The sequence below is a fragment of the Pseudoflavonifractor phocaeensis genome, assembly GCF_016901735.1.
Classification (GTDB): domain Bacteria; phylum Bacillota; class Clostridia; order Oscillospirales; family Oscillospiraceae; genus Pseudoflavonifractor_A.
The window spans coordinates 1-19,104 of record NZ_JACLZC010000031.1; the positions used below are offsets into that span (position 1 = coordinate 1).

Sequence of the window (19,104 nt, forward strand, 5' to 3'; positions counted from 1 at the left end):
CCAGTGGACCCCCCCCACCCCCCCGACCGGCCCTTCTTCCACCACCAGCCCCTCCGCCCGGTCCTCCAAAAGCGATACCCGGGCCCGGCGCAGCGCTCCAAAAAGCGCGTCCACCACGTCCGCCGCCTTGTCCGACACCGGAAACACCCGGCCGCCCCGCTCTACCTTTAACGGTACGCCCAATTTTTCAAAAAATGCCTGCACCGACGCCGGCGGAAAGCGGGTCACCGCGCTGGTCAGAAACCGGCTGTTCCGGGGCAGATTGGCCAGCACCCCGGCCACGTCGGTGTCGTTGGTCACGTTGCACCGCCCCTTGCCTGTGATGTACAGCTTGCGCCCCACCTTCTGGTTGCGCTCCATGAGGCACACCCGCGCCCCCCGCTCCGCCGCCGTCAGCGCGGCCATCATCCCCGCCGGCCCTCCGCCGACCACAATCACATCTGCCGTCAAGCTCCTAAACACTCCCTTATTCTTCCGCCTTCTCGTAGACATCGTACTCGTCCCAGATCTGCTCCAGCGCCCGGAAGGTGTCGGACAGATCGTTGTTCATCCGCCGCCCGATGGCCACGATCAGCGCGTTCACCAGACTCAGCGGCGCCACCAGCGAGTCCACAAAGGAGGCCATATCGCTCTTGGCCGTCAGGGTGCAGGTGGCGATGGGCGCCAACGGCGAGGTCTCCCCGTCGGTGATGGCCACCACATGGGCCCCCCGGTCCCGGGCAAACTCCATGGCCTTCACCGTCCGCTTGGAGTAGCGGGGGAAGCTGATGCCGATGATGACGTCCTCCGGCCCCACCCGCAGCAGCTGCTCAAAAACCTCGCTGGCCGACGCCGCCTGGATAAGGAGCACGTTTTCAAAAATCAAATTGAAATAAAAGCCCAAAAAATTGGCCAGCGCACTGGCCGAACGTACGCCGAGAATGTAGATCCGCCGGGCGTTTACGATGGCGTCCACCGCCTGGGCGAATTTCTCCCGGTCCGCCTCCTCCAGGGTGAGCCGGATCTTCTCCATGTCGGCCTGCATGACGGTGGACAGGATGTCGTGGTCCCCAATGCGGTCGTTGGTCACCTTGATGCGCTGGATGGAGGTCAGCTTGCTGCGGATCATCTCTTGCAGCGCCTTCTGCATGGCCGGGTAGCCGTCGTACCCCAGCTCGGAGGCAAAACGGACCACCGTGGACTCGCTGACATGGACCGTCTTCCCCAGCCGGCTGGCCGTCATGAAGGCCGCCTTGTCATAGGAATCTAAAATGTACCGGGCAATGAGCTTTTGACCCTTGGAAAAGCCGCTCATGCCGCTTTGAATATGAGACAGGATGTCTTTGGGCATCAAAACGCCCTCCTCTCGGGAGTATGCCGGGCCATGGCCGCTTCCTCACAGCCGGAGCAGCGCCGCGATTTCCTCCGGCGTCAGCCGGCGCCAGTGCCCGCGCGGCAGGTCCCCAAGCATGATAGGGCCCTCCCGCACCCGGCGCAGACGCCGTACCTCCAGCCCGGCCAGAGCGCACATCCGGCGGATCTGCCGGTTCTTCCCCTCGTGGATCACAAAGGACAGTACTGTCTCCTCCCTCCGCCGCCCCACCGGCCGGACCTGGGCGGGCCGCAGGGGCACGCCGTCCAGCGACATGGGTCCGGTGAGCACCGGCAGCGCCTCGTCCACGTCCCCCCGCACCCACACCAGGTATTCCTTGTCCACCTCGTGCCGGGGATGGATCAGCCGGTTGGTCAGCGCCCCGTCGTCGGTCATCAGCAGCAGGCCCTCCGAGTCCAAGTCCAGCCGGCCCACCGGCCACACCCGCGCCCCGCAGTCCGCCACCAGCGCCGCCACCGTGGGCCGCCCCTTTTCGTCCGACAGGGTGGTCACATAGCCCCGGGGCTTGTGGAGCAGCAGATAGGTCCGCTGCTCCGGCGCCGTCACCGGCACGCCGTCCAGCCGGATGTCGTCCCGCTCCGGGTCAGCCTTGTCCCCCAGAGACGCCCTCCGGCCGTTGACCGTCACCCGTCCGGCGGTGATGTACCCCTCCGCCGCCCGGCGGGAGGCTGCCCCCCGGGCGGAGAGGATCTTTTGCAGCCGTTCCTCCACGGCCGTCCCTCCCTTTTTTCTCTTTCTTCAGAACAGCCAGCCCGTCAGGCCCGTCCAGAGGCGCTCCCACAGGCTCTGGGCTTCCGCCCGGTCGTCCGCCGCCTCGCCGGCGCATACCAGGTCCACGCTGCCCGCCGGCGCGCCGTTGACCGTCACCGATACCGTGCCCACCTTCTGCCCGGCGGACAGCGGCGCGGACAATGCCTCGTCCAGGGTGAGCTGCCACTCCGCCGTGTCCCCTTCGGCCAGGGGATAGACAAAATCCTCCTCCGCCGCCAGCAGTACCAGCGGCGTCACGCTGCCCGATACCGGCGCCGTACCCAGAATCGCTCCGCCTGCCACCACCGTTTCGTTCGGGTAGGTCTCAAAGCCGTAATCCAGCAGCGCGGCGTGGTCCGCCCAGTCGTCCCCGTCGTTGAGGGTCACCGCGATCAGGGTCTGACCGTCCCGGACGGCGCAGGACACCAGCGTCCGCCCCGCCTGATCGGTATAGCCCGTTTTCAGCCCCGCGCAGCCCTCGTAGCGCCACAAAAGCTTATTGTGATTGACCAGCACCCGGCCCGCCACCGACGCCGAGCGGGTGGAGCAGATGCGCTGCAACGTCTCGTTTTCCAGCACCGCCCGGGCCAGCCGCGCCATATCCGCCGCCGTGGAGTAGTTGCCCTCGTCCTCCAGCCCGCTGGGACTGGAAAACCGGCTGTGCTCCATGCCCAGCTCCGCCGCCTTCTCGTTCATCCACACCAAAAAGGCGTCCACCGTCCCGGCGCACCCCGCCGCCAGCGCCTCCGCCGCGTCGTTGCCCGACACCAGCAGCAGACCATAGAGCAGCTCCTCCACCGTCAGTGTCTCGCCGGCCCGCAGATACAGGGAGGACCCCTCAATCCCCGTCCACTCGGGACGGATGGTCAGCTCTGTCGCCAGTCCGGGGCCCCGCTCCACCGCCACCAGGGCGGTCATCAGCTTGGTAATGGACGCGATGGGCCGCTCCACCTCCGTGTCATGGCCGTACAGCACCCGGCCGGTGGCGGCGTCCACCACAATGGCGGCGCTGGCGCTGTCTCCGGGAGCCGAAGCCCCAGCCGGGACCCCCAGACACAGCACCGTCAGCAAGACCACCAAGACCCGTTTCATTCCGCATCACCTCGGGGGCAGTATGCCCCCGACGGGCCGCGCCTATCACTGGCAGTTATTGGTCCTCCGGCTCCTTCTTCTCCTTCAAAAAGGCGCTGACCTTGTCCACCAGGTCGGGCACCAGCTCCACCACCCGGTCCACCGTGGTGTAGGCCGGCGGATAGAGGGGCATGAGCCGCACGTTCTCCCCGTGGACCACTAAAAAGGCGATGGGCGTGATGTTCACACCCGCGCCGCCGCCGCCCCCGAAGCAGTTGTCCGCCTCCGGCTTCTGATGCTTTCCGGTAAAATCGCTGCCGCCGGAGGCAAAGCCCATGCTGACCCGGGAAATGGGAATGATGGTCACCCCTTCGGCCTGGATGGGCGCTCCCACCACCGTGTTCACGTCCACCAACTGGCGGATCTTGTCCATGGTGTCGGACATCAAAGTGTCAATGGGATGTTTCTTGCTGTTTTCCATGCTGTACCGCCTCTTTCTGTGCATTTTTCGCCGTTTTGTCCTGCTGGGAGAGCTTGACCAGCAGCCGGACCCCCAGGGTCAGAAGCTGGAGCACCCGCAGCGAAAGCGCCGCTTCCAGCTCCGCCGCCGTCTCTCCCCGCTGAAAGTCCACCGCCGTGGAAACACGGCGTTCCTTCACCTGAAAATTCTGCTCCAAAAGGGGCAAAATCATACCCAAAGCGCTGTTGACGCCGCCATAGGCGATGGCCGCCGCCGCCGGATCGTCCTTTCCCGCCAGCACCAGGCCGATGGTCAGGTCATCCACCCGGACCCGCTCCTTCAGCCCGCCCGCCGCCTCCGCGGCCAGCGCCAAATAGCGCAGCAGCTGCTCCGCGGTGGGAGATTTCCTCTCCGCCGCCGCTTCTTTCTTCTTATCCTTCTTCGGCTCTTTCTTGTTCCGCTCGGGACGTACCACCGCCGGATAGACCCGCACCAGAACGGGACCGATCCGGGCGTGGACCATCAGGCCGCCGGCATCCCAGCGCACCCACACTCCCACCCGCGTCCACAGCAGCAGCAACAGCAGCGCCAGCGCCGCCAGAACCCACAGCCACGGACTCATGGTCCCTCCTCCCCGCCGGAGACGGCGCTCCGCTCCTCCGCCGGTACGTTGGGCAGCTCGGGCAGCTCGTCCAGGGTGCTGATGCCGAAAGAGCGGAGAAACACCGGTGTGGTCCGGTACTGGATGGGACGGCCGGGCACCGACAGCCGGCCGCATTCCTCAATGAGGCCCCGGTCCTGAAGGACGCCCATGGTGTAGGCGCTGTCCACCCCCCGGATGCGGTCCACATCCGCCCGGGTGATGGGCTGGTAATAGGCCACGATGGCCAGCACCTCCAGCGCCGTCTGGGACAGCCTCGCCGGACGGCGGCCCTCCAGCGCCCGTCGGATCACATGGGCAAATTCCGGCGCCGAACAGAGCTGATAACTGGTGTCCAGCCGCAAAAGCCGGATGCCCCGCCGCTCGTACCGGTAGCGGTCCGCCATACGGCCGCAGGCCTGGTCGATGGTGGCCCGGTCGGTCTCCAGCGCCAGACAGAGGCGCTCCACCCCCACCGGCTCGCCGGCCGCGAAGAGAATCCCCTCAATGGCTCCCTCCAGTTCCTTCTGCTCCATAGCCCCTCTCCTCTCGTCCTGACTCCGTTCCGTCCTCTTCCGCCGGGCGGTCCTCCTCCATGGGACGGTCGTCGATGCAGGTCACCGTACACTCTCCGTCCCCCGCCAGCAGCACCCGATGGGCACGGCACAGCTCCAATACCGCCAAAAAGGTCGCCACGATCTCCGACCGGCTCCGGTCTCCCCGGAACAGCGCCCGAAACCGGGTCACACCCGCCCGGACCAGCCGGGCCAGCAGCTCCCGGGCCTTCTCCGCCACCGGGTAGGGCTCCCGCCCCACGATCCCCTCAAAGGCCGTTACCGGCGGAGCGACCGGCCGGTCGCTCCGGGCCAGTACGTCCAGCATGGCCAGCAGCAGCTCGTGGGGGACGTGCTCATACTGATAGCGGTTGTCCGGCGCCAGCGGCTCGGGGGCCTTGGTCAGATAGTCCCGCCCCACCGTAAACCGCCGGTCCAGCGCCGGCAGCACCGCCCGGACGCGGGCCTGGTCCTCCTTGCGCCGGTGCTCCTCCAGCGAGGCAATCAGCTCCTCCATCTCGGAAAGGGCCTCCTCGTCCTTGATGGACAGGAGCATCCGGCTTTTGATGAACATCAGCTGGGCCGCCATGGCCACAAATTCACTGGCCACGTCCAGATCCAGCTCCTTGCGCCGGTCCATCCAGGCCAGATACTGATCCAAAATCAGCGCGATCTGGATGTCGGCAATCTCCATCTTGTTCTTGCTCAGCAGGTGGAGAATCAGATCCAGCGGTCCGTTGAAATCCTCCCGGTTCTCCGTCCGGGAGCGGACCACCTTTTCCAAATGGTAAACCGGTGCTTCCATCCCTCACCTCAGCCCAAAAGACCCATCAGGGCAAAATAGGGCAGGTTCCCCACCTGCACCAGCCATTGAAGCACCCACTGCTGGGCGGCCGCCAGCGGTACGTCCAGAAGCCCCGTCCAGAGCACCAGCACCAGCACCACCATCCCCCAGCGCTCATAGCGCAGGATCTGGAAGTAGATCCGGTCGGGCAGGAAGGCCTCCGCCACCTTGGAGCCGTCCAGCGGCGGGAAGGGGATCAGATTGAAGAGCCCCAAACCCACGCTCAGCACCGCCACCGTCTCCAAAAAGGAGATCACCCCGCCCAGCAGCCCGCTGCCCTCGCTCAGGACATAGGCCGCCAGCACAACTCCGCGCACCAGCAGCGCCGCCAGCGCCAGCAGAAAGTTGGACACCGGACCGGCCAGCGCGGTGACCGCCATACCCGCCTTGGGATTTTTGAAGTACCTGGGGTCGATCATCACCGGCTTGGCCCAGCCAAAGCCCGCCACCAGCATCATCAGCGTCCCCAGCGGGTCCAGATGGCGCAGCGGATTGAGACTCAGCCGGTGCTGCCGCTTGGCTGTCGGGTCCCCCAGCGCCAGCGCCGCCAGACCGTGGCAGGTCTCATGGACCGTCAGGCACAGCAGCACCGCCGCCACCTGGATCAGCAGACGGACCAGCCCTTCCCACTGGAAGGACTGGGTAAAAAATTCCATAAAGCTATGCAAACTATCCCTCCCGGAAGGCAAACAGGTCCCTCTCTCTTTTTCTGTGGATTATAGCAAATTTTCAGGAAATTGGCAAGGCGGCCCTGTCTTACACCACCCGATTGCGCAGCACGCCCACGCCCTCGATCTCCACCTCCACCACGTCGCCCGGGTGCATGGCCCCGATGCCCGCCGGCGTGCCGGTGGCGATCACGTCCCCCGGCTCCAGGGTCATGGCCGCCGTGATAAAGGCCATCAGCGCCGGAATGCCCGTCATAAACCGGTTGGTCCGGGAGGACTGCACCACCGTGCCGTTGAGCCGGGTCTCAATGGCCAAGTCCCGGCCGTCCACCTCATCGGTGACCGCCGGTCCCACCGGCGCAAAGCCGTCCATGCTCTTGCCGCGGGTCCACTGGCCGTCCCCCTTCTGGACGTCCCGGGCGGTCACGTCGTTGAGACAGGTGTAGCCCAAAATATAGTCCGCAAAGTCCGCTTCCTTTACATCCTTTGCCCGCTTCCGGATGACAATGCCCAGCTCCCCCTCATAGTCCAGCCGGCCTACAAAATCCGGGGCGTGGATCTCGCCCTCCGGATCGTTGAGGGTGTTGGGCGCCTTCAAAAACAGGATGGGATGCTCCGGCACGCCCTCTCCCATCTCCATGGCGTGGTCGTAGTAGTTCTTGCCCACACAGACGATCTTGGTGGGCGTACACGGCGCCAGCAGCTTGCAGCCGGACAGCGGCAGCGTATGGCCGTCGTAGCAAAGGCCCTCGTAGGGCGCACCCGTCAGGGTGCGGACGTTCTCTCCCTGGACCACGCCCCACACCGGGACACCGTCCCGCTCCAGTCTCACATATCTCATGCTCGTTCCTCCAAATGCGCCACGATGAGGGCCAGCAGTTCCCCACGGCCCTCCCCCTTCTCCGCCGAGAAGGGGATCACAATCCCATCCTCTCCCATCTCCAGCGTCTCCCGGATGCGCTGCAGATTGGGCTCGATCTCACTCTTTTTCAGCTTGTCCAGCTTGTTGGCCACCACCGCGTAGGGCCGACCGCTCTCCTGGAACCACCGGGCCATGGTGCAGTCGTCGGCGGTGGGCTTGTGGCGGCTGTCCACGATCAGGATGCCCAGCGTCATCAGGCTGGTGTCGGCAAACCAGCTCTCAATGAGCCGGCCCCAGCGGGCCTTCTCCGCCTGGGATACCTTCGCGTAGCCGTAGCCCGGCAGATCCACCAGATAGAGCTTTTTATCAATGAGAAAATAGTTGATGTGGGTGGTCTTGCCCGGCGCGGAGCCCACCCGGGCAAAATTCTTGCGGTTCAAAAGCCGGTTGATGACCGACGATTTGCCCACGTTGGACCGCCCGGCAAACACCACCTGAGGCAGCCGGTCCCGGGGGAAGTCGGCTGCCTTGGCGGCGGAGCGGATGAATTCCGCGTTGTTGACATTCAGCGGCATGGTCTACCCCTTTCGGCCGGGACCATCCCGGTCCCGGCACTGATGCTTCCCCTTACTGGGGGATGGTCACCCGGCCGGCAGACGGACCGGCGGGCTGTATGTGGGCCTCGAAAGGCTCCTCCTGACTCTGGAGGGCCATGCCCAGAGCGGCGTCCAGCACCTGGTCCACCTGCTCCACCGGCAGGAAGTGGAGCGCGGCCCGCACCGTCTGGTCGATCTCCTCCAGATCCTTCTCGTTGTCCTTGGGGAGGATCACCGTCTTGATCCCGCTGCGCAGGGCCGCCATGGTCTTTTCCTTCAGGCCGCCGATGGGCAGCACCCGGCCCCGCAGGGTCACCTCGCCCGTCATGGCCAGCTCACGGCGCACCGGCTGGTCGGTCAGCGCCGACACCATGGCCGTGGTGATGGCAATGCCCGCCGACGGGCCGTCCTTGGGGACCGCGCCCTCGGGGAAGTGGACATGGATGTCCTTGGTCTGATAAAAGTCGGCCGCGATGCCCAGTCGGTCGGCACGGCTCCGGATATACGAGAGGGCCGCGTGGGCGCTCTCCTTCATCACGTCGCCCAAATTGCCCGTCAGCTCCAGCTTGCCAGAGCCGGGCACCACGTTGACCTCCACCTCCAGAAGCTCGCCGCCCACGCTGGTCCAGGCCAGGCCGTTGACCACGCCCACCTGCTCGGTGAGGGGCAGCTGCTCGGGATGGTAGCGGCGCACGCCCAGCAGCTCTTCCAGGTTGTCTCCCGTCACCGTCACCGACTTGACCCCCTCCGACACGATGCGCATGGCCGCCTTGCGGCACAGCGCCCCCAGGGTCCGTTCCAGGATGCGCACCCCCGACTCCTTGGTGTAGCCGGTGATGACCTCCCGGATGGCCCCGTCGGTCAGCTTGAGCTGGCTCTTTTTCAGGCCGTGGCGGTGGAGCTGCCGGGGCAGCAGATGCCGCTTGGCGATTTGCAGCTTTTCCTCGTCGGTGTAGCTGCTCAGCTCGATGATCTCCATCCGGTCCAGCAGCGGCCGGGGAATGGTGTCGGTGGTGTTGGCCGTGGTGACGAACAGAACCTCCGAAAGATCGTAGGGTACCTCCAGATAGTGGTCCCGGAAGGTGCTGTTCTGCTCGCCGTCCAGCACCTCCAGCAGGGCCGAAGCCGGGTCGCCCCGGTGGTCGTCCCCCAGCTTGTCGATCTCGTCCAGCAGCAGCAGCGGATTGGAGACCCCCGCCTGCCGGATGCCCGCGATGATGCGCCCCGGCATGGCGCCGATGTAGGTCTTGCGGTGGCCCCGGATCTCCGCCTCGTCGTGGACGCCGCCCAGGGAAATGCGCCCCAGCTTCCGGTGGAGGGCTCTGGCCATGCTCATGGCGATGGAGGTCTTGCCCACCCCGGGCGGACCCACCAGACAGATGATCTGTCCCTTCAGGTCAGGGGCCAGCTGCTTCACCGCCAGAAATTCCAGGATGCGCTCCTTGACCTTCTCCAGGCCGAAATGGTCGGCGTCCAAAATCTTCCGGGCCGCCTCCACGTCCACCTTCTCCTTGGTTTTCTTGCTCCAGGGCAGCTCCAGACACACGTCCAGATAGTTGCGGATCACGCTGGCCTCCGCCGAGCCAAAGGGCTGCTTTTCCAGCCGGGAGACCTCTTTTTTCAGCTTGTCCGCCACTTCCTGGGGCATCTTCGCCTTCTCGATCTTCTCCCGGTACTCGGCCAGCTCGCTGTCGCCGTCGCCCTCGCCCAGCTCCTGCTGGATCACCTTCATCTGCTCCCGCAGGAAATAGTCCCGCTGACTGCGGGTCAGGCCCTCCCGCACCTTGCTCTGAAGCTCCAGCTCCATCTCCAGCACGTCCAGCTCCCGGCGCAGCATCTGCACCAGCCGCTCCAGCCGGCGCACCGGCCGCAGCTCCTCCAGAATGGCCTGCTTGTCCCCCGCCCGCATGATGACGTTTTGGGCGATGTAGTCGGCAATATACCCCGGGTCCTGGCTGGAGAGCAGATTGAGCAGGATATCCGGCGTCATCTTGGGCGCCAGCTCGATATACCGCTCAAAAAGCTCGTAGGTCTGGCGGATGAGGGCCTCCGTCCGGGCGGAGGTGCGCACCGGCGTCTCGGCCGTGATCTCCTCCACCTCCGCGCTCAGATAGGGCGCGGTCTGGGTCAGCTTCACCAGCCGGCCGCGGCTCACGCCCTCCACCATCACCCGCACATTGTCGCCGGGCAGGCGGAGCAGCTGGCGCACCGTACAGACCGTACCGATCCGGTACAGATCCTCCTCCCCCGGCTCCTCCACCGCCATGTCCTTCTGGGCCACCAGGAAAATGGGCTGCCCGCCTGACATGGACTGGTCCAGCGCCCGCACCGACGTGTCCCGCCCCACATCAAAGTGGAGCAGCATATTGGGAAAGACCGTCATGCCCCGCAGTGCCAGCGCAGGCATTACGGCGGTCTTGCACTCATGTTCCGTCATTGTCATTCACTTCCTTTGTCCCGCCCCGCCGGGCGGCTCCTTCCAAAAATGCGCGGCGGGGCAAGGGTATTCCCACCCCTGCCCCGCGTGTTCGGCAAGCTCCAATCCTCCGCGTCCCGTCCTCAGGACGCATTGCCCCGGGACGGCGCGCCGCCCCGCTCAGCCCGGAGCGCCGCGCTGCCCAGCCGGGGCCGTTCGGTCCGCTGGGGATTATGCTCCACCGCCGGCGGCACATGGTCCCGCACGCTCTCGGCGGTGATGGTCACCTTCGAGATGGTGGGGTCGGAGGGTACGTCGTACATGACCTTGGTCATGACCTCCTCCAGCACCGCCCGCAGGCCGCGGGCGCCGATCCCACGCTCTATGGCCTTGTCCGCCGCGGCGGTCAGGGCCTCGTCCTGGAATTCCAGGTCCACCATATCATACTCCAGCAGCTTCTTGTACTGCTTGACCAGAGCGTTCTTGGGCTCGGTCAGAATCTTCACCAGCTGCTCCTTGTCCAGCGCCCGTAGGGACGTAATCACCGGCAGACGGCCCACCAGTTCGGGAATGATGCCGAATTTCAGCAGGTCGTGGGGCTGAATCTCACGGAACAGAGCGGAAATGTCCCGCTCCCTCTTGCTCTCAATGTCCGCGCCGAAGCCGATGCTCTTCTTGTCCAGCCGCTTTTCGATGATCTTGTCGATGCCGTCGAAGGCGCCGCCGCAGATAAAGAGAATGTTGCGGGTGTCGATCTGGATGAACTCCTGGTGGGGGTGCTTGCGCCCGCCCTGGGGCGGTACGTTGGCCACCGTGCCCTCCAGAATCTTCAGCAGCGCCTGCTGCACGCCCTCGCCCGACACGTCCCGGGTGATGGAGGTGTTCTCGCTCTTGCGGGCGATCTTGTCGATCTCATCCACATAGATGATGCCCCGCTCCGCCAGCTCGATGTCGTAATCGGCGGCCTGCACCAGACGCAGCAGAATGTTCTCCACGTCGTCGCCCACATAGCCCGCCTCGGTGAGGGTGGTGGCGTCGGCGATGGCAAAGGGAACCTTCAAAATGCGGGCCAGAGTCTGGGCAAAGAGGGTCTTACCGCAGCCGGTGGGACCGATGAGCAGAATGTTGCTCTTTTGCAGCTCCACATCGTCCCCGCCCCCAAAGTAGATCCGCTTATAGTGGTTGTACACCGCCACGGACAGGGCCACCTTGGCCTCCTCCTGCCCGATGATGTACTGGTCCAGTACATCCCGGATCTCTCGGGGCGTGGGGATCACATCGGGGATATCCGGGTCCACGCTGGGCTCGTCGGGGTCAAAGTTGTCGTCCAGAATGCTCATGCACAGGTGGACGCACTCGTTGCAGATATAGGCCCCCGGTCCCGCGATGATGCGGGACACCTGGTCCTGATGCTTGCCGCAGAAGGAACAGCGGACCGACTTGTGTTCGTCATTTTTTGCCATGTTAACCTCCATGCGCCATATGCGCGGAAAGAGGAGCGGACGCCCTTCCAAGCCCCCGCTCCCCCCGCAGTCAGCGCTGATAGATGATCTTGTCGATCAGGCCGTATGCCTTGGCCTCCTCGGCGGTCATGAAGTTGTCCCGCTCGCAGTCGGTGGTGACCACTTCGATGGGCTTGCCGGTGTTGCCGGCCAGGATCTCGTTCATGCGCTTTTTGATGACCTCCAGCCGGCGCAGATGGATGGCCATGTCGGTGATCTGGCCCTGGGTGCCGGCGGAGGGCTGATGGATCATGATCTCCGCGTTGGGCAGGGCAAGACGCTTGCCCTTGGCGCCGGAGGACAGCAGAAACGCGCCCATGCTGGCCGCCATGCCGATGCAGATGGTGGACACGTCGCACTTGACATACTGCATGGTGTCATAGATGGCCATGCCGTCGGTCACACTGCCGCCGGGGCTGTTGATGTAGAACTGGATGTCCTTGTCCGGGTCCTGGGCCTCCAGGTACAGCATCTGGGCCACCACCAGGCTGGCGGTGGTGGCGTTGACCTCCTCGCCCAGGAAAATGATCCGGTCGTTGAGCAGCCGGGAGAAAATGTCATAGGAACGCTCGCCCCGGTTGGTCTGCTCCACTACATAGGGAACTAAACTCATAACTTGGTGTCTCCTTCTCGTTGATGTCGGAACCTCCGGCCATCTCTCTCCCCAACCGGCCGGGCACACACACAACAGTATGTCCGGTCAGCGGAAGTTTATACCAGAAAGGATGCGCTGCCTGTCCCTCAGCCCTCGGTCTTTTCCTCCGCGGCGGGGGCCTCGCCCACCTTGGCGCTGGCAAAGATCAGATCGGCGGCCTTCTTGCGGCAGATGTCCTTCTTCAGGTCGTCGGCGTTGACGGCGGTGCGGACCTGCTCCTCGGTGAGCTTGTACTCCTCGGCCAGGCGCTTGATCTCGGCGTCCACGTCCTCCTCGGTGGCCTCGATGCCCTCGGCGGCGGCCACGGCGGCCAGCGCCAGGTCGCTCTGGATCTGATGGGTGGCGGACTCGGCGGCCTGGAGGCGCATCTGGTCCATGGTCATGCCCATCATCTTCAGGTAGTTTTCAAAGGAAATGCCCTGGGCCTGGATGCGCTGGGCGTAGTTGTTCACCAGCTGGTCGGCCTCGTACTCCACCATGGCGTCGGGGATCTCCACCTCCATGTTGTGGATGACCTGCTCCAGAATGGCGCTCTCAAAGGTCTTTTTGGCATTCTCCTCCCGGCGGGCGCGGAGCTTGTCGGCCAGATCCTTCTTCAGCTCCTCCAGGGTGTCAAACTCGGACACGTCCTTGGCAAACTCGTCGTCCAGCACGGGCTCCTGCTTCTCCTTGACCTCGTGGACCTTCACCTTGAACACGGTGGGGGCGCCGGCCAGGCTCTCCTCGGGATACTCGGCGGGGAAGGTCACGTTGACCTCCTTCTCGTCGCCGGCCTTGGCGCCCACCAGCTGATCCTCAAAGCCGGGGATGAAGGAACCGGAGCCCAGCTCCAGCTCGTGGCCCTCGGCCTTGCCGCCGGCGAAGGGCACGCCGTCCTTGAAGCCCTCGAAGTCGATGACCACGGTGTCCCCGTTCTGGGCCTCCCGCTCCACGGTTACCATGCGGGTGGCACGGGCGATGTAGGGCTTGAGCTCGCCGGCGATGTCCTCGTCGGTGACGGTCACGTCGGCCCGGGGCGCGGTCAGGTCCTTATACTGGCCCAGCTTCACCTCGGGACGGACGGTGACCACCGCCTTGAAGGTAAAGCCGTCGGCGTTCACGTCCTGGATCTCCACCTTGGGCCAGGCCACCACGTCCAGCTTCTCCTGGTCCACGGCGGTGGCGTAAGCCTCGGGATAGACCTCGTTGATGGCGTCCTCATAGAACACGCTGGCGCCGTACATGCCCTCGATGATCTTGCGGGGGGCCTTGCCCTTGCGGAAGCCGGGCACGCTGATCTTGCTGCGCTGCTTCTTATAAACCTTCTCAATGGCGGCCTCGAACTCCTCGCGGCCCACCTCGATGATCAGTTCAACGGTGCTCTTTTCCTTTTTTTCAACGCTCTTGACATTCATGTTACTACTTCCTCCTGTTTGGCCCGGCGCCGTCTCCTTGCGACGGACGGGCGCTCTTTCGCAATATCTGCTTTATCTTACCAGAAAGCGCGGCAAATTACCAGAGTATTTTTTATCTTTTCCCGCCCGGGGAAAAATTTACCCCCGCCGCGCCCGTTTTCTCTCCCTTTCGACACGCTTCAGTCCAGAAGCTTCATGGGCGCAAAGCCCAGATGGTCCGCCGACACCAGCCGGTACTCCACCCCGTTCCACGCGCCCTCCCGGGCCAGACGGCAGCTGCCGCCGTGGAGATGCCCGTAGCAGCAAAGCCGCACCCGGTACGACTCCAGCAGCGCCAGAATCTCCGGACAGACATACCCCTGATATCGGGGCGGATAGTGGAGAAAACAAAACTTCTCCCGGTCCCCCGCCGCCTTGAGCGACGCCTCCAGCCGGATCAGCTCCCGCTTGAACACCTTTTCGTTGTGGCCGTCCTGCTCCTCCTCGTAAAACCAGCCCCGGGTGCCGCACAGCGCCGTGTCCCCGTAAAAATGGGCGTTGTTGTGGAGAAGCGCAAAGTTCGTCCAGCCGTTTTCCTGCCAGAAGCGCTCCAGCTTGGCGGCGGTGTTCCACCAGTAGTCGTGGTTGCCCTTGACGATGAGCTTTCGGCCGGGAAAGGCGTCCAGAAAGGCAAAGTCCGCCTTCGCCTGCTCCAGACTCATCCCCCAGGAGAGGTCCCCGCACAAAACCAGCGTGTCCTCCGGCTTCAGCACCGAAAGCCCCTGGCGCAGCTTGTCCACATAGCCGACCCAGCCGCCGCCAAAGATGTCCATGGGCTTGTTCACCGTCAGAGACAGATGGGTGTCCCCCAACGCGTAAAGCGCCACGCAGCGTCCCCCTCTCTTACTTCAGGAAGCCCAGCACCTGGTCGGCCATCTGCTCCTTGGCAATGGCCTGGCCGAACCGGACCTTCCGGTGCCGGAGCGCCGCCAGAGAGTGGGGCGGCGCAATGCCGGTCTTTTCGGAGAGCTGCTCCACCGCTTCCAGACCCTCCGCCGGGTCCTTGACCCCAATGGCCTCCAGCACGTCGGAGCTGAACTTGAAGGGACTGGCGGTGGACACCACAATGGCGGGCCGCTCGTCCTGGGTGGTCTTGCGGTACTCCTCCAGTACGTGGAAGGCCACGGCGGTGTGGGGATCGGCCAGATAGTGCTCCCCGCTCCACAGCTTGGCGATGGTCTTGCGGGTGTCCTCGTCGTCGCAGAAGCCGGCGGAGAACTGGTCGGCAAAGCGGGCCTTCACCGCGTCGCTCACCTCGTACCGGCCCTGGTTGGCCAGCTGGTCCATGTAGGAGCGGACCTCGGCGTCATTGCAGCCGGAAAACTCAAAGAGCATCCGCTCCAGATTGGAGGAGATGAGGATGTCCATGGAGGGAGAAATGGTGGTGTAGAACTCCCGGTCCCGGTCGTAAATGCCGGTGCGGATAAAGTCGGTCAAAACCTTGTTCTTGTTGGAGGCGCAGATGAGCCGGCCCAGCGGCACCCCCATCTTCTTGGCATAATAGCCCGCCAGAATGTCGCCGAAGTTTCCGGTGGGCACGCACACGTTCACTGTGTCCCCCGGCTGGATCTTCTCGTCCCGCAGCAGGTCGCAGTAGGCCGAGACATAGTAGACGATCTGAGGCAGCACCCGGCCCCAGTTGATGGAGTTGGCCGAGGAGAAGAAATAGCCCCGCTCGTCCAGCGCCTGGCGCAGCTTGGGGTCGGAGAAGATCTTCTTCACGCCGGTCTGGGCGTCGTCAAAGTTGCCCTCCACCGCGCAGACCCCCACGTTCTCTCCCTCCTGGGTGAGCATCTGGAGCTTCTGTACCTGGGAGACGCCGTCCTGGGGATAAAATACCAGAATACGGGTCTGGGCCACGTCCCGGAAACCCTCCAGCGCCGCCTTGCCGGTGTCGCCCGAGGTGGCGGTGAGGATGCAGGCCGTACGGCTCTCGGCGTTCTTCTTCAGCGCCGCGGTGAGCAGATGGGGCAGGATCTGAAGGGCCATGTCCTTGAAGGCGCAGGTGGGCCCGTGCCACAGCTCCAGAGCGTAGGTGTTCTGGTCCACCTGGCGGACCGGGGCCACTTCCTTGGCGTCAAATTTACCGTCGCCATAGGCCCGCTTGGCAAAAGCGGTCAGCTCCGCGGCGGAGTAGTCGTCCAAAAAGGCGTTCATGATGTACACCGCCCGCTGCTGATAGGACATATCCTTCATGCTTTGCAGGGCGTTGTGGGACAGCTTGGGAAATACTTCGGGGGTATACAGGCCGCCGTCCGCCGCCAGACCCTGGGCGATGGCCTCTGCCGCCATGCGCCGGTTGCTCTTGTCTCTTGTGCTTACATAGTACATACTTCGTTCACAACCCTCATCAGATTCTGATTGAACACGGCGTCCAAAAGCGCCGTGCTGTAATTGCGCTGCAACAGCCGCTCATAGAGGCGGTCCAGCTCCTGGATGCCGGTCAGGCCCCGGGGCAGCTGACTGCACCCGTCCCAATCGCCCCCCAGAGAGACGTTTTTCTCTCCCCCCAGGTCCAGGAAGTGCTCCAAATGGGCGATGACCGTATCAACATCCGGGTCATCCCCCAGGAAGCCGGCGTAGACGTTCAGTCCGGCCACGCCGTTATGCTCTATTATGGCAGTAAACATCTCATCGGTCAAGTTCCTTGCGTCGGGACACAGGGCCCGGGCATTGGAGTGGGAGGCGAAAAAGGGACCGTTCAGCCGCTGGGCCACGTCCCAAAAGCCCCGGTCCGATAAATGGGACACGTCTACCAGCATCCCCAGCCGTTCCATCTTGTCCACAAAGGCCCTGCCCTGGGCGGACAGGCCCCGGTCCCGCTCCTCCGCGTTGCTCCCGGACAGGGCGTTGGCGTGGTTCCAGGTCAGGTTCACCGCCCGGACCCCCAGACCATGGGCCTCCTCCAGCAGCTCCGTGGAGCAGTCCAGCAGCTCCGCCCCCTCCGCCGAGAGAAGCGCCGCTGATCGTCCGCCCCGCCAGGCCTCTTCCACCTGGCCGCCGGTGCGGCACAGGACCACACGGTCCCGGTTCTTCTCCAGCTCCCGCCGGAAAAGGTCGTATTCCTCCCGGAATACCTGGTGCAGGGGCATCCCGGGCCGGGTGGTCCGGTCGGCAAAAATGGCAAAGAATTGGGCATAATGTCCGTATGCCTCCATCCGCTCCAGGTCCAGGTGGCCCCCGTTGCGGGCAATGCCGCCGCCCCGCTCATAGCAGCGTAAAATGGTATCGCAATGGCCGTCGAACACGGTCATCTCTTTTTTCATACCCTCACGTCCTCTCCAGGTCTTTTCAGCGGCCGGACGTCTCACTCCGCTCAAAAGGCGTTTTCCAAATAAGTAATGACAGGGCCGCCGGCGCCCTCCTCCACCTCCGCCACGTCGAACCGGGGCTGGAGCGCGGTTTCGTTTTGGGTCAAGTACAGCAACGCCGTCTTGCGCAGCCGGTCCTGCTTACGCCCATCCACCGCCTCCCGGCCCGGCACCCTTCCGCCCTTCTTGCGGAGCTTCACCTCCACAAAGGCCAGAAAGGTCCCGTTTTCCGCGATGAGGTCAATCTCTCCGTAACGGCTGCGGTAGTTGCGCGCCAGAATGGTCCAGCCGCCCTCTTCCAGATAGCGGCCCACCAGTGCTTCCCCCCGCCGTCCCCGGTCCAGCGCCCCGCTCACAGCTTCTTCAAAAAGCTCCGGCGGTGGATGGGACAAGGCCCGTACTGCCGCAGCAGCTCATAGTGGCGCTTGGTGGGGTAGCCCTTGTGGCGTTCAAACTCATACTGCGGGTACGCCTTGGCCATCTCCTCCATATACCGGTCCCGGCTCACCTTGGCCAGAATGGACGCCGCCGCGATGGAGGCGCTTTTCCCGTCGCCCCCCACCACCGTCTCATGGTCCAGGGCAATGGCGCATTGGCTGCCGTGGTCCCGGTTGCCGTCGATGAGGGCGAAGTCCGCCGCCGGCGAGAGCTGCCGGATGGCCAGGTCCATGGCCTTCATGCGGGCGTTGAGGATGTCGATGGCGTCGATCTCCTCCGCCTTCACCCGGGCCACCGCCCAGGCCACCGCCCGCTCCTTGATCTGGTCAAAGAGAATGTCCCGCCGCCTGGGGGTCACCTTTTTGGAGTCGTTGAGCCAGGGCAGTTCCAGCTCGGGCGGGAGAATCACCGCCGCAGCGTATACCGCCCCGGCCAGCGGCCCGGCCCCCGCCTCGTCCGCGCCGCACACCAGCTTGCGCCCTTCGCGCCAGAGACGGCGCTCCAGCGCCCAGAGATCAGTTTTCTCCTGTTCCTTCATCGTCGCTCCGCTCCAGATCCTCCGGCGTCTCCAGGGTAAAGCGGCCCAGCTTGCTCCCCCGGTACTCGTCCAGCAAAATTTTCGCCATCCGCTCGGTGTCCGCCTCGCCGCCCGAGATGAGAAAGCCCCGCTTGCGGGCCGCCCGCTCTAACAGCTCCCAGCCCTGGGCGGCCGGGTCGGCCTCCAGCTTGTACCGCGCCAACGCCGCCGGATACCGCCGGTTCAAAAGGTCCATAAAATGGCAGGCCAGGGTCTCCACATCCATGATCTCGTCCTTCACCGCCCCGGTGAAGGCCAGATTCAACCCGATGGACTGGTCCTCAAACTTGGGCCACAGGATGCCCGGCGTGTCCAACAGGTCCATGCCGGCGTCCACCGCTACCCACTGCTTGCCCCGGGTCACGCCGGGCCGGTCGCCCGCCTTGGCCGACTTGCGCCGCGCCACCTGATTGATAAAGGTGGACTTGCCCACATTGGGCACCCCCACGATCATGGCCCGGATGGGACGCCCCACCTGGCCCTTGGCCTTCCACGCCTCCAGCTTCTCCCGCAGGGCAAGGCGGGCGGCGTTGGGAAAGTCCTTTACCCCCCGGCCCGTCTTGGCGTCGGTCTCCAGCACCGCAAAGCCCTGGGCGCGGAACCAGTCGCCCCACACCCTGTTCATGGCCGGGTCGGCCTGGTCCGCCCGGTTGAGGATGATGATGCGGGGTTTCGACCCCACCAGCTCGTCAATATCCGGGTTGCGGCTGGAAATGGGGATGCGGGCGTCCACCACCTCCGCCACCAGGTCCACGTATTTCAGATTCTCCCCGATCATGCGCCGGGTCTTGGTCATGTGACCGGGATACCATTGGATGTTCATACCTTCCCTCCTCGGGGGATTCCGCTTCGCTTTCTACTAAGTATATCATTATACACAACCCCGCCCGGAAAAAAAAGAGCTTTTTCCCGCGCCGGCAGAAAATTTTCACCAAAATATCGCCGTCTTTCCCGT

The 19,104-nt window shown here is 64.4% G+C and carries 21 protein-coding genes; all 21 read right to left on the reverse strand.

Annotated elements, in window-relative coordinates; translation table 11 throughout:
* The coding region (locus H7U37_RS08185; protein ID WP_272873474.1) for an FAD-dependent oxidoreductase at positions 1-450 on the reverse strand (450 nt) is incomplete at its 3' end.
* A gap of 16 nt (positions 451-466) precedes the next feature.
* A complete protein-coding gene (locus tag H7U37_RS08190) occupies positions 467-1,330 on the reverse strand; it encodes a MurR/RpiR family transcriptional regulator (RefSeq protein ID WP_204875004.1) in 864 nt (287 codons plus the stop codon).
* Between the two features lie 45 nt (positions 1,331-1,375).
* Entirely contained in the window at positions 1,376-2,083 is a 708-nt protein-coding gene (locus H7U37_RS08195) for a pseudouridine synthase (RefSeq protein ID WP_204875005.1), read from the reverse strand.
* Positions 2,084-2,110: 27 nt separating this feature from the next.
* Positions 2,111-3,214, reverse strand: a complete 1,104-nt coding sequence (locus H7U37_RS08200; RefSeq protein ID WP_204875007.1) for a D-alanyl-D-alanine carboxypeptidase family protein — start codon at positions 3,212-3,214, stop codon at positions 2,111-2,113.
* Between the two features lie 55 nt (positions 3,215-3,269).
* Positions 3,270-3,674 (reverse strand): GerW family sporulation protein, encoded by a 405-nt coding sequence (gene ytfJ, locus H7U37_RS08205; RefSeq protein ID WP_204875009.1) that lies wholly within the window; start codon positions 3,672-3,674, stop codon positions 3,270-3,272.
* On the reverse strand, positions 3,646-4,275 hold the full coding sequence (locus H7U37_RS16055) for a DUF2953 domain-containing protein (protein WP_204875011.1): 630 nt from the start codon (positions 4,273-4,275) through the stop codon (positions 3,646-3,648). The genes ytfJ and H7U37_RS16055 overlap by 29 nt, the downstream gene beginning before the upstream one ends.
* A complete protein-coding gene (gene scpB, locus H7U37_RS08215) occupies positions 4,272-4,829 on the reverse strand; it encodes an SMC-Scp complex subunit ScpB (protein ID WP_204875013.1) in 558 nt (185 codons plus the stop codon). Before scpB ends, H7U37_RS16055 begins: the two co-directional genes overlap by 4 nt.
* Positions 4,798-5,622, reverse strand: coding sequence for a segregation and condensation protein A (locus tag H7U37_RS08220; RefSeq protein ID WP_338049805.1), 825 nt, complete (start codon positions 5,620-5,622; stop codon positions 4,798-4,800). The genes scpB and H7U37_RS08220 overlap by 32 nt, the downstream gene beginning before the upstream one ends.
* Positions 5,623-5,660: 38 nt before the next feature.
* Positions 5,661-6,347 (reverse strand): site-2 protease family protein, encoded by a 687-nt coding sequence (locus tag H7U37_RS08225; protein WP_204875016.1) that lies wholly within the window; start codon positions 6,345-6,347, stop codon positions 5,661-5,663.
* Between the two features lie 100 nt (positions 6,348-6,447).
* Positions 6,448-7,200: a fumarylacetoacetate hydrolase family protein gene (locus tag H7U37_RS08230; RefSeq protein ID WP_204875017.1), complete on the reverse strand. Its 753-nt coding sequence runs from the start codon at positions 7,198-7,200 to the stop codon at positions 6,448-6,450.
* Positions 7,197-7,796 carry a ribosome biogenesis GTP-binding protein YihA/YsxC gene (gene yihA / locus H7U37_RS08235; protein ID WP_204875018.1) on the reverse strand — a complete coding sequence of 200 codons (600 nt, stop codon included), beginning with the start codon at positions 7,794-7,796 and terminating at the stop codon, positions 7,197-7,199. Before yihA ends, H7U37_RS08230 begins: the two co-directional genes overlap by 4 nt.
* Positions 7,797-7,848: 52 nt before the next feature.
* Positions 7,849-10,254 carry an endopeptidase La gene (gene lon / locus H7U37_RS08240; RefSeq protein WP_204875047.1) on the reverse strand — a complete coding sequence of 802 codons (2,406 nt, stop codon included), beginning with the start codon at positions 10,252-10,254 and terminating at the stop codon, positions 7,849-7,851.
* Between the two features lie 122 nt (positions 10,255-10,376).
* Entirely contained in the window at positions 10,377-11,696 is a 1,320-nt protein-coding gene (clpX, locus tag H7U37_RS08245) for an ATP-dependent Clp protease ATP-binding subunit ClpX (RefSeq protein WP_204875019.1), read from the reverse strand.
* A 70-nt stretch (positions 11,697-11,766) separates the two neighbouring features.
* Complete coding sequence (clpP, locus tag H7U37_RS08250) at positions 11,767-12,348, reverse strand: ATP-dependent Clp endopeptidase proteolytic subunit ClpP (RefSeq protein WP_204875020.1); 582 nt, start codon at positions 12,346-12,348, stop codon at positions 11,767-11,769.
* A 128-nt stretch (positions 12,349-12,476) separates the two neighbouring features.
* The gene (tig, locus tag H7U37_RS08255; protein ID WP_204875021.1) at positions 12,477-13,784 is read right to left on the reverse strand and encodes a trigger factor; all 1,308 of its coding nucleotides are present in this window, start codon (positions 13,782-13,784) and stop codon (positions 12,477-12,479) included.
* 179 nt (positions 13,785-13,963) lie between these two features.
* The gene (locus H7U37_RS08260; protein ID WP_204875022.1) at positions 13,964-14,650 is read right to left on the reverse strand and encodes a metallophosphoesterase; all 687 of its coding nucleotides are present in this window, start codon (positions 14,648-14,650) and stop codon (positions 13,964-13,966) included.
* 16 nt (positions 14,651-14,666) lie between these two features.
* On the reverse strand, positions 14,667-16,154 hold the full coding sequence (thrC, locus tag H7U37_RS08265) for a threonine synthase (protein WP_204875023.1): 1,488 nt from the start codon (positions 16,152-16,154) through the stop codon (positions 14,667-14,669).
* A complete protein-coding gene (locus H7U37_RS08270) occupies positions 16,142-17,089 on the reverse strand; it encodes a dipeptidase (protein WP_204875024.1) in 948 nt (315 codons plus the stop codon). Before H7U37_RS08270 ends, thrC begins: the two co-directional genes overlap by 13 nt.
* A gap of 50 nt (positions 17,090-17,139) precedes the next feature.
* Positions 17,140-17,490 (reverse strand): YraN family protein, encoded by a 351-nt coding sequence (locus H7U37_RS08275; protein WP_204875025.1) that lies wholly within the window; start codon positions 17,488-17,490, stop codon positions 17,140-17,142.
* Positions 17,487-18,110 carry a ribonuclease HII gene (locus tag H7U37_RS08280; RefSeq protein WP_204875027.1) on the reverse strand — a complete coding sequence of 208 codons (624 nt, stop codon included), beginning with the start codon at positions 18,108-18,110 and terminating at the stop codon, positions 17,487-17,489. Before H7U37_RS08280 ends, H7U37_RS08275 begins: the two co-directional genes overlap by 4 nt.
* On the reverse strand, positions 18,088-18,972 hold the full coding sequence (ylqF, locus tag H7U37_RS08285; protein ID WP_204875029.1) for a ribosome biogenesis GTPase YlqF: 885 nt from the start codon (positions 18,970-18,972) through the stop codon (positions 18,088-18,090). Before ylqF ends, H7U37_RS08280 begins: the two co-directional genes overlap by 23 nt.
* Positions 18,973-19,104 lie beyond the last annotated feature (132 nt).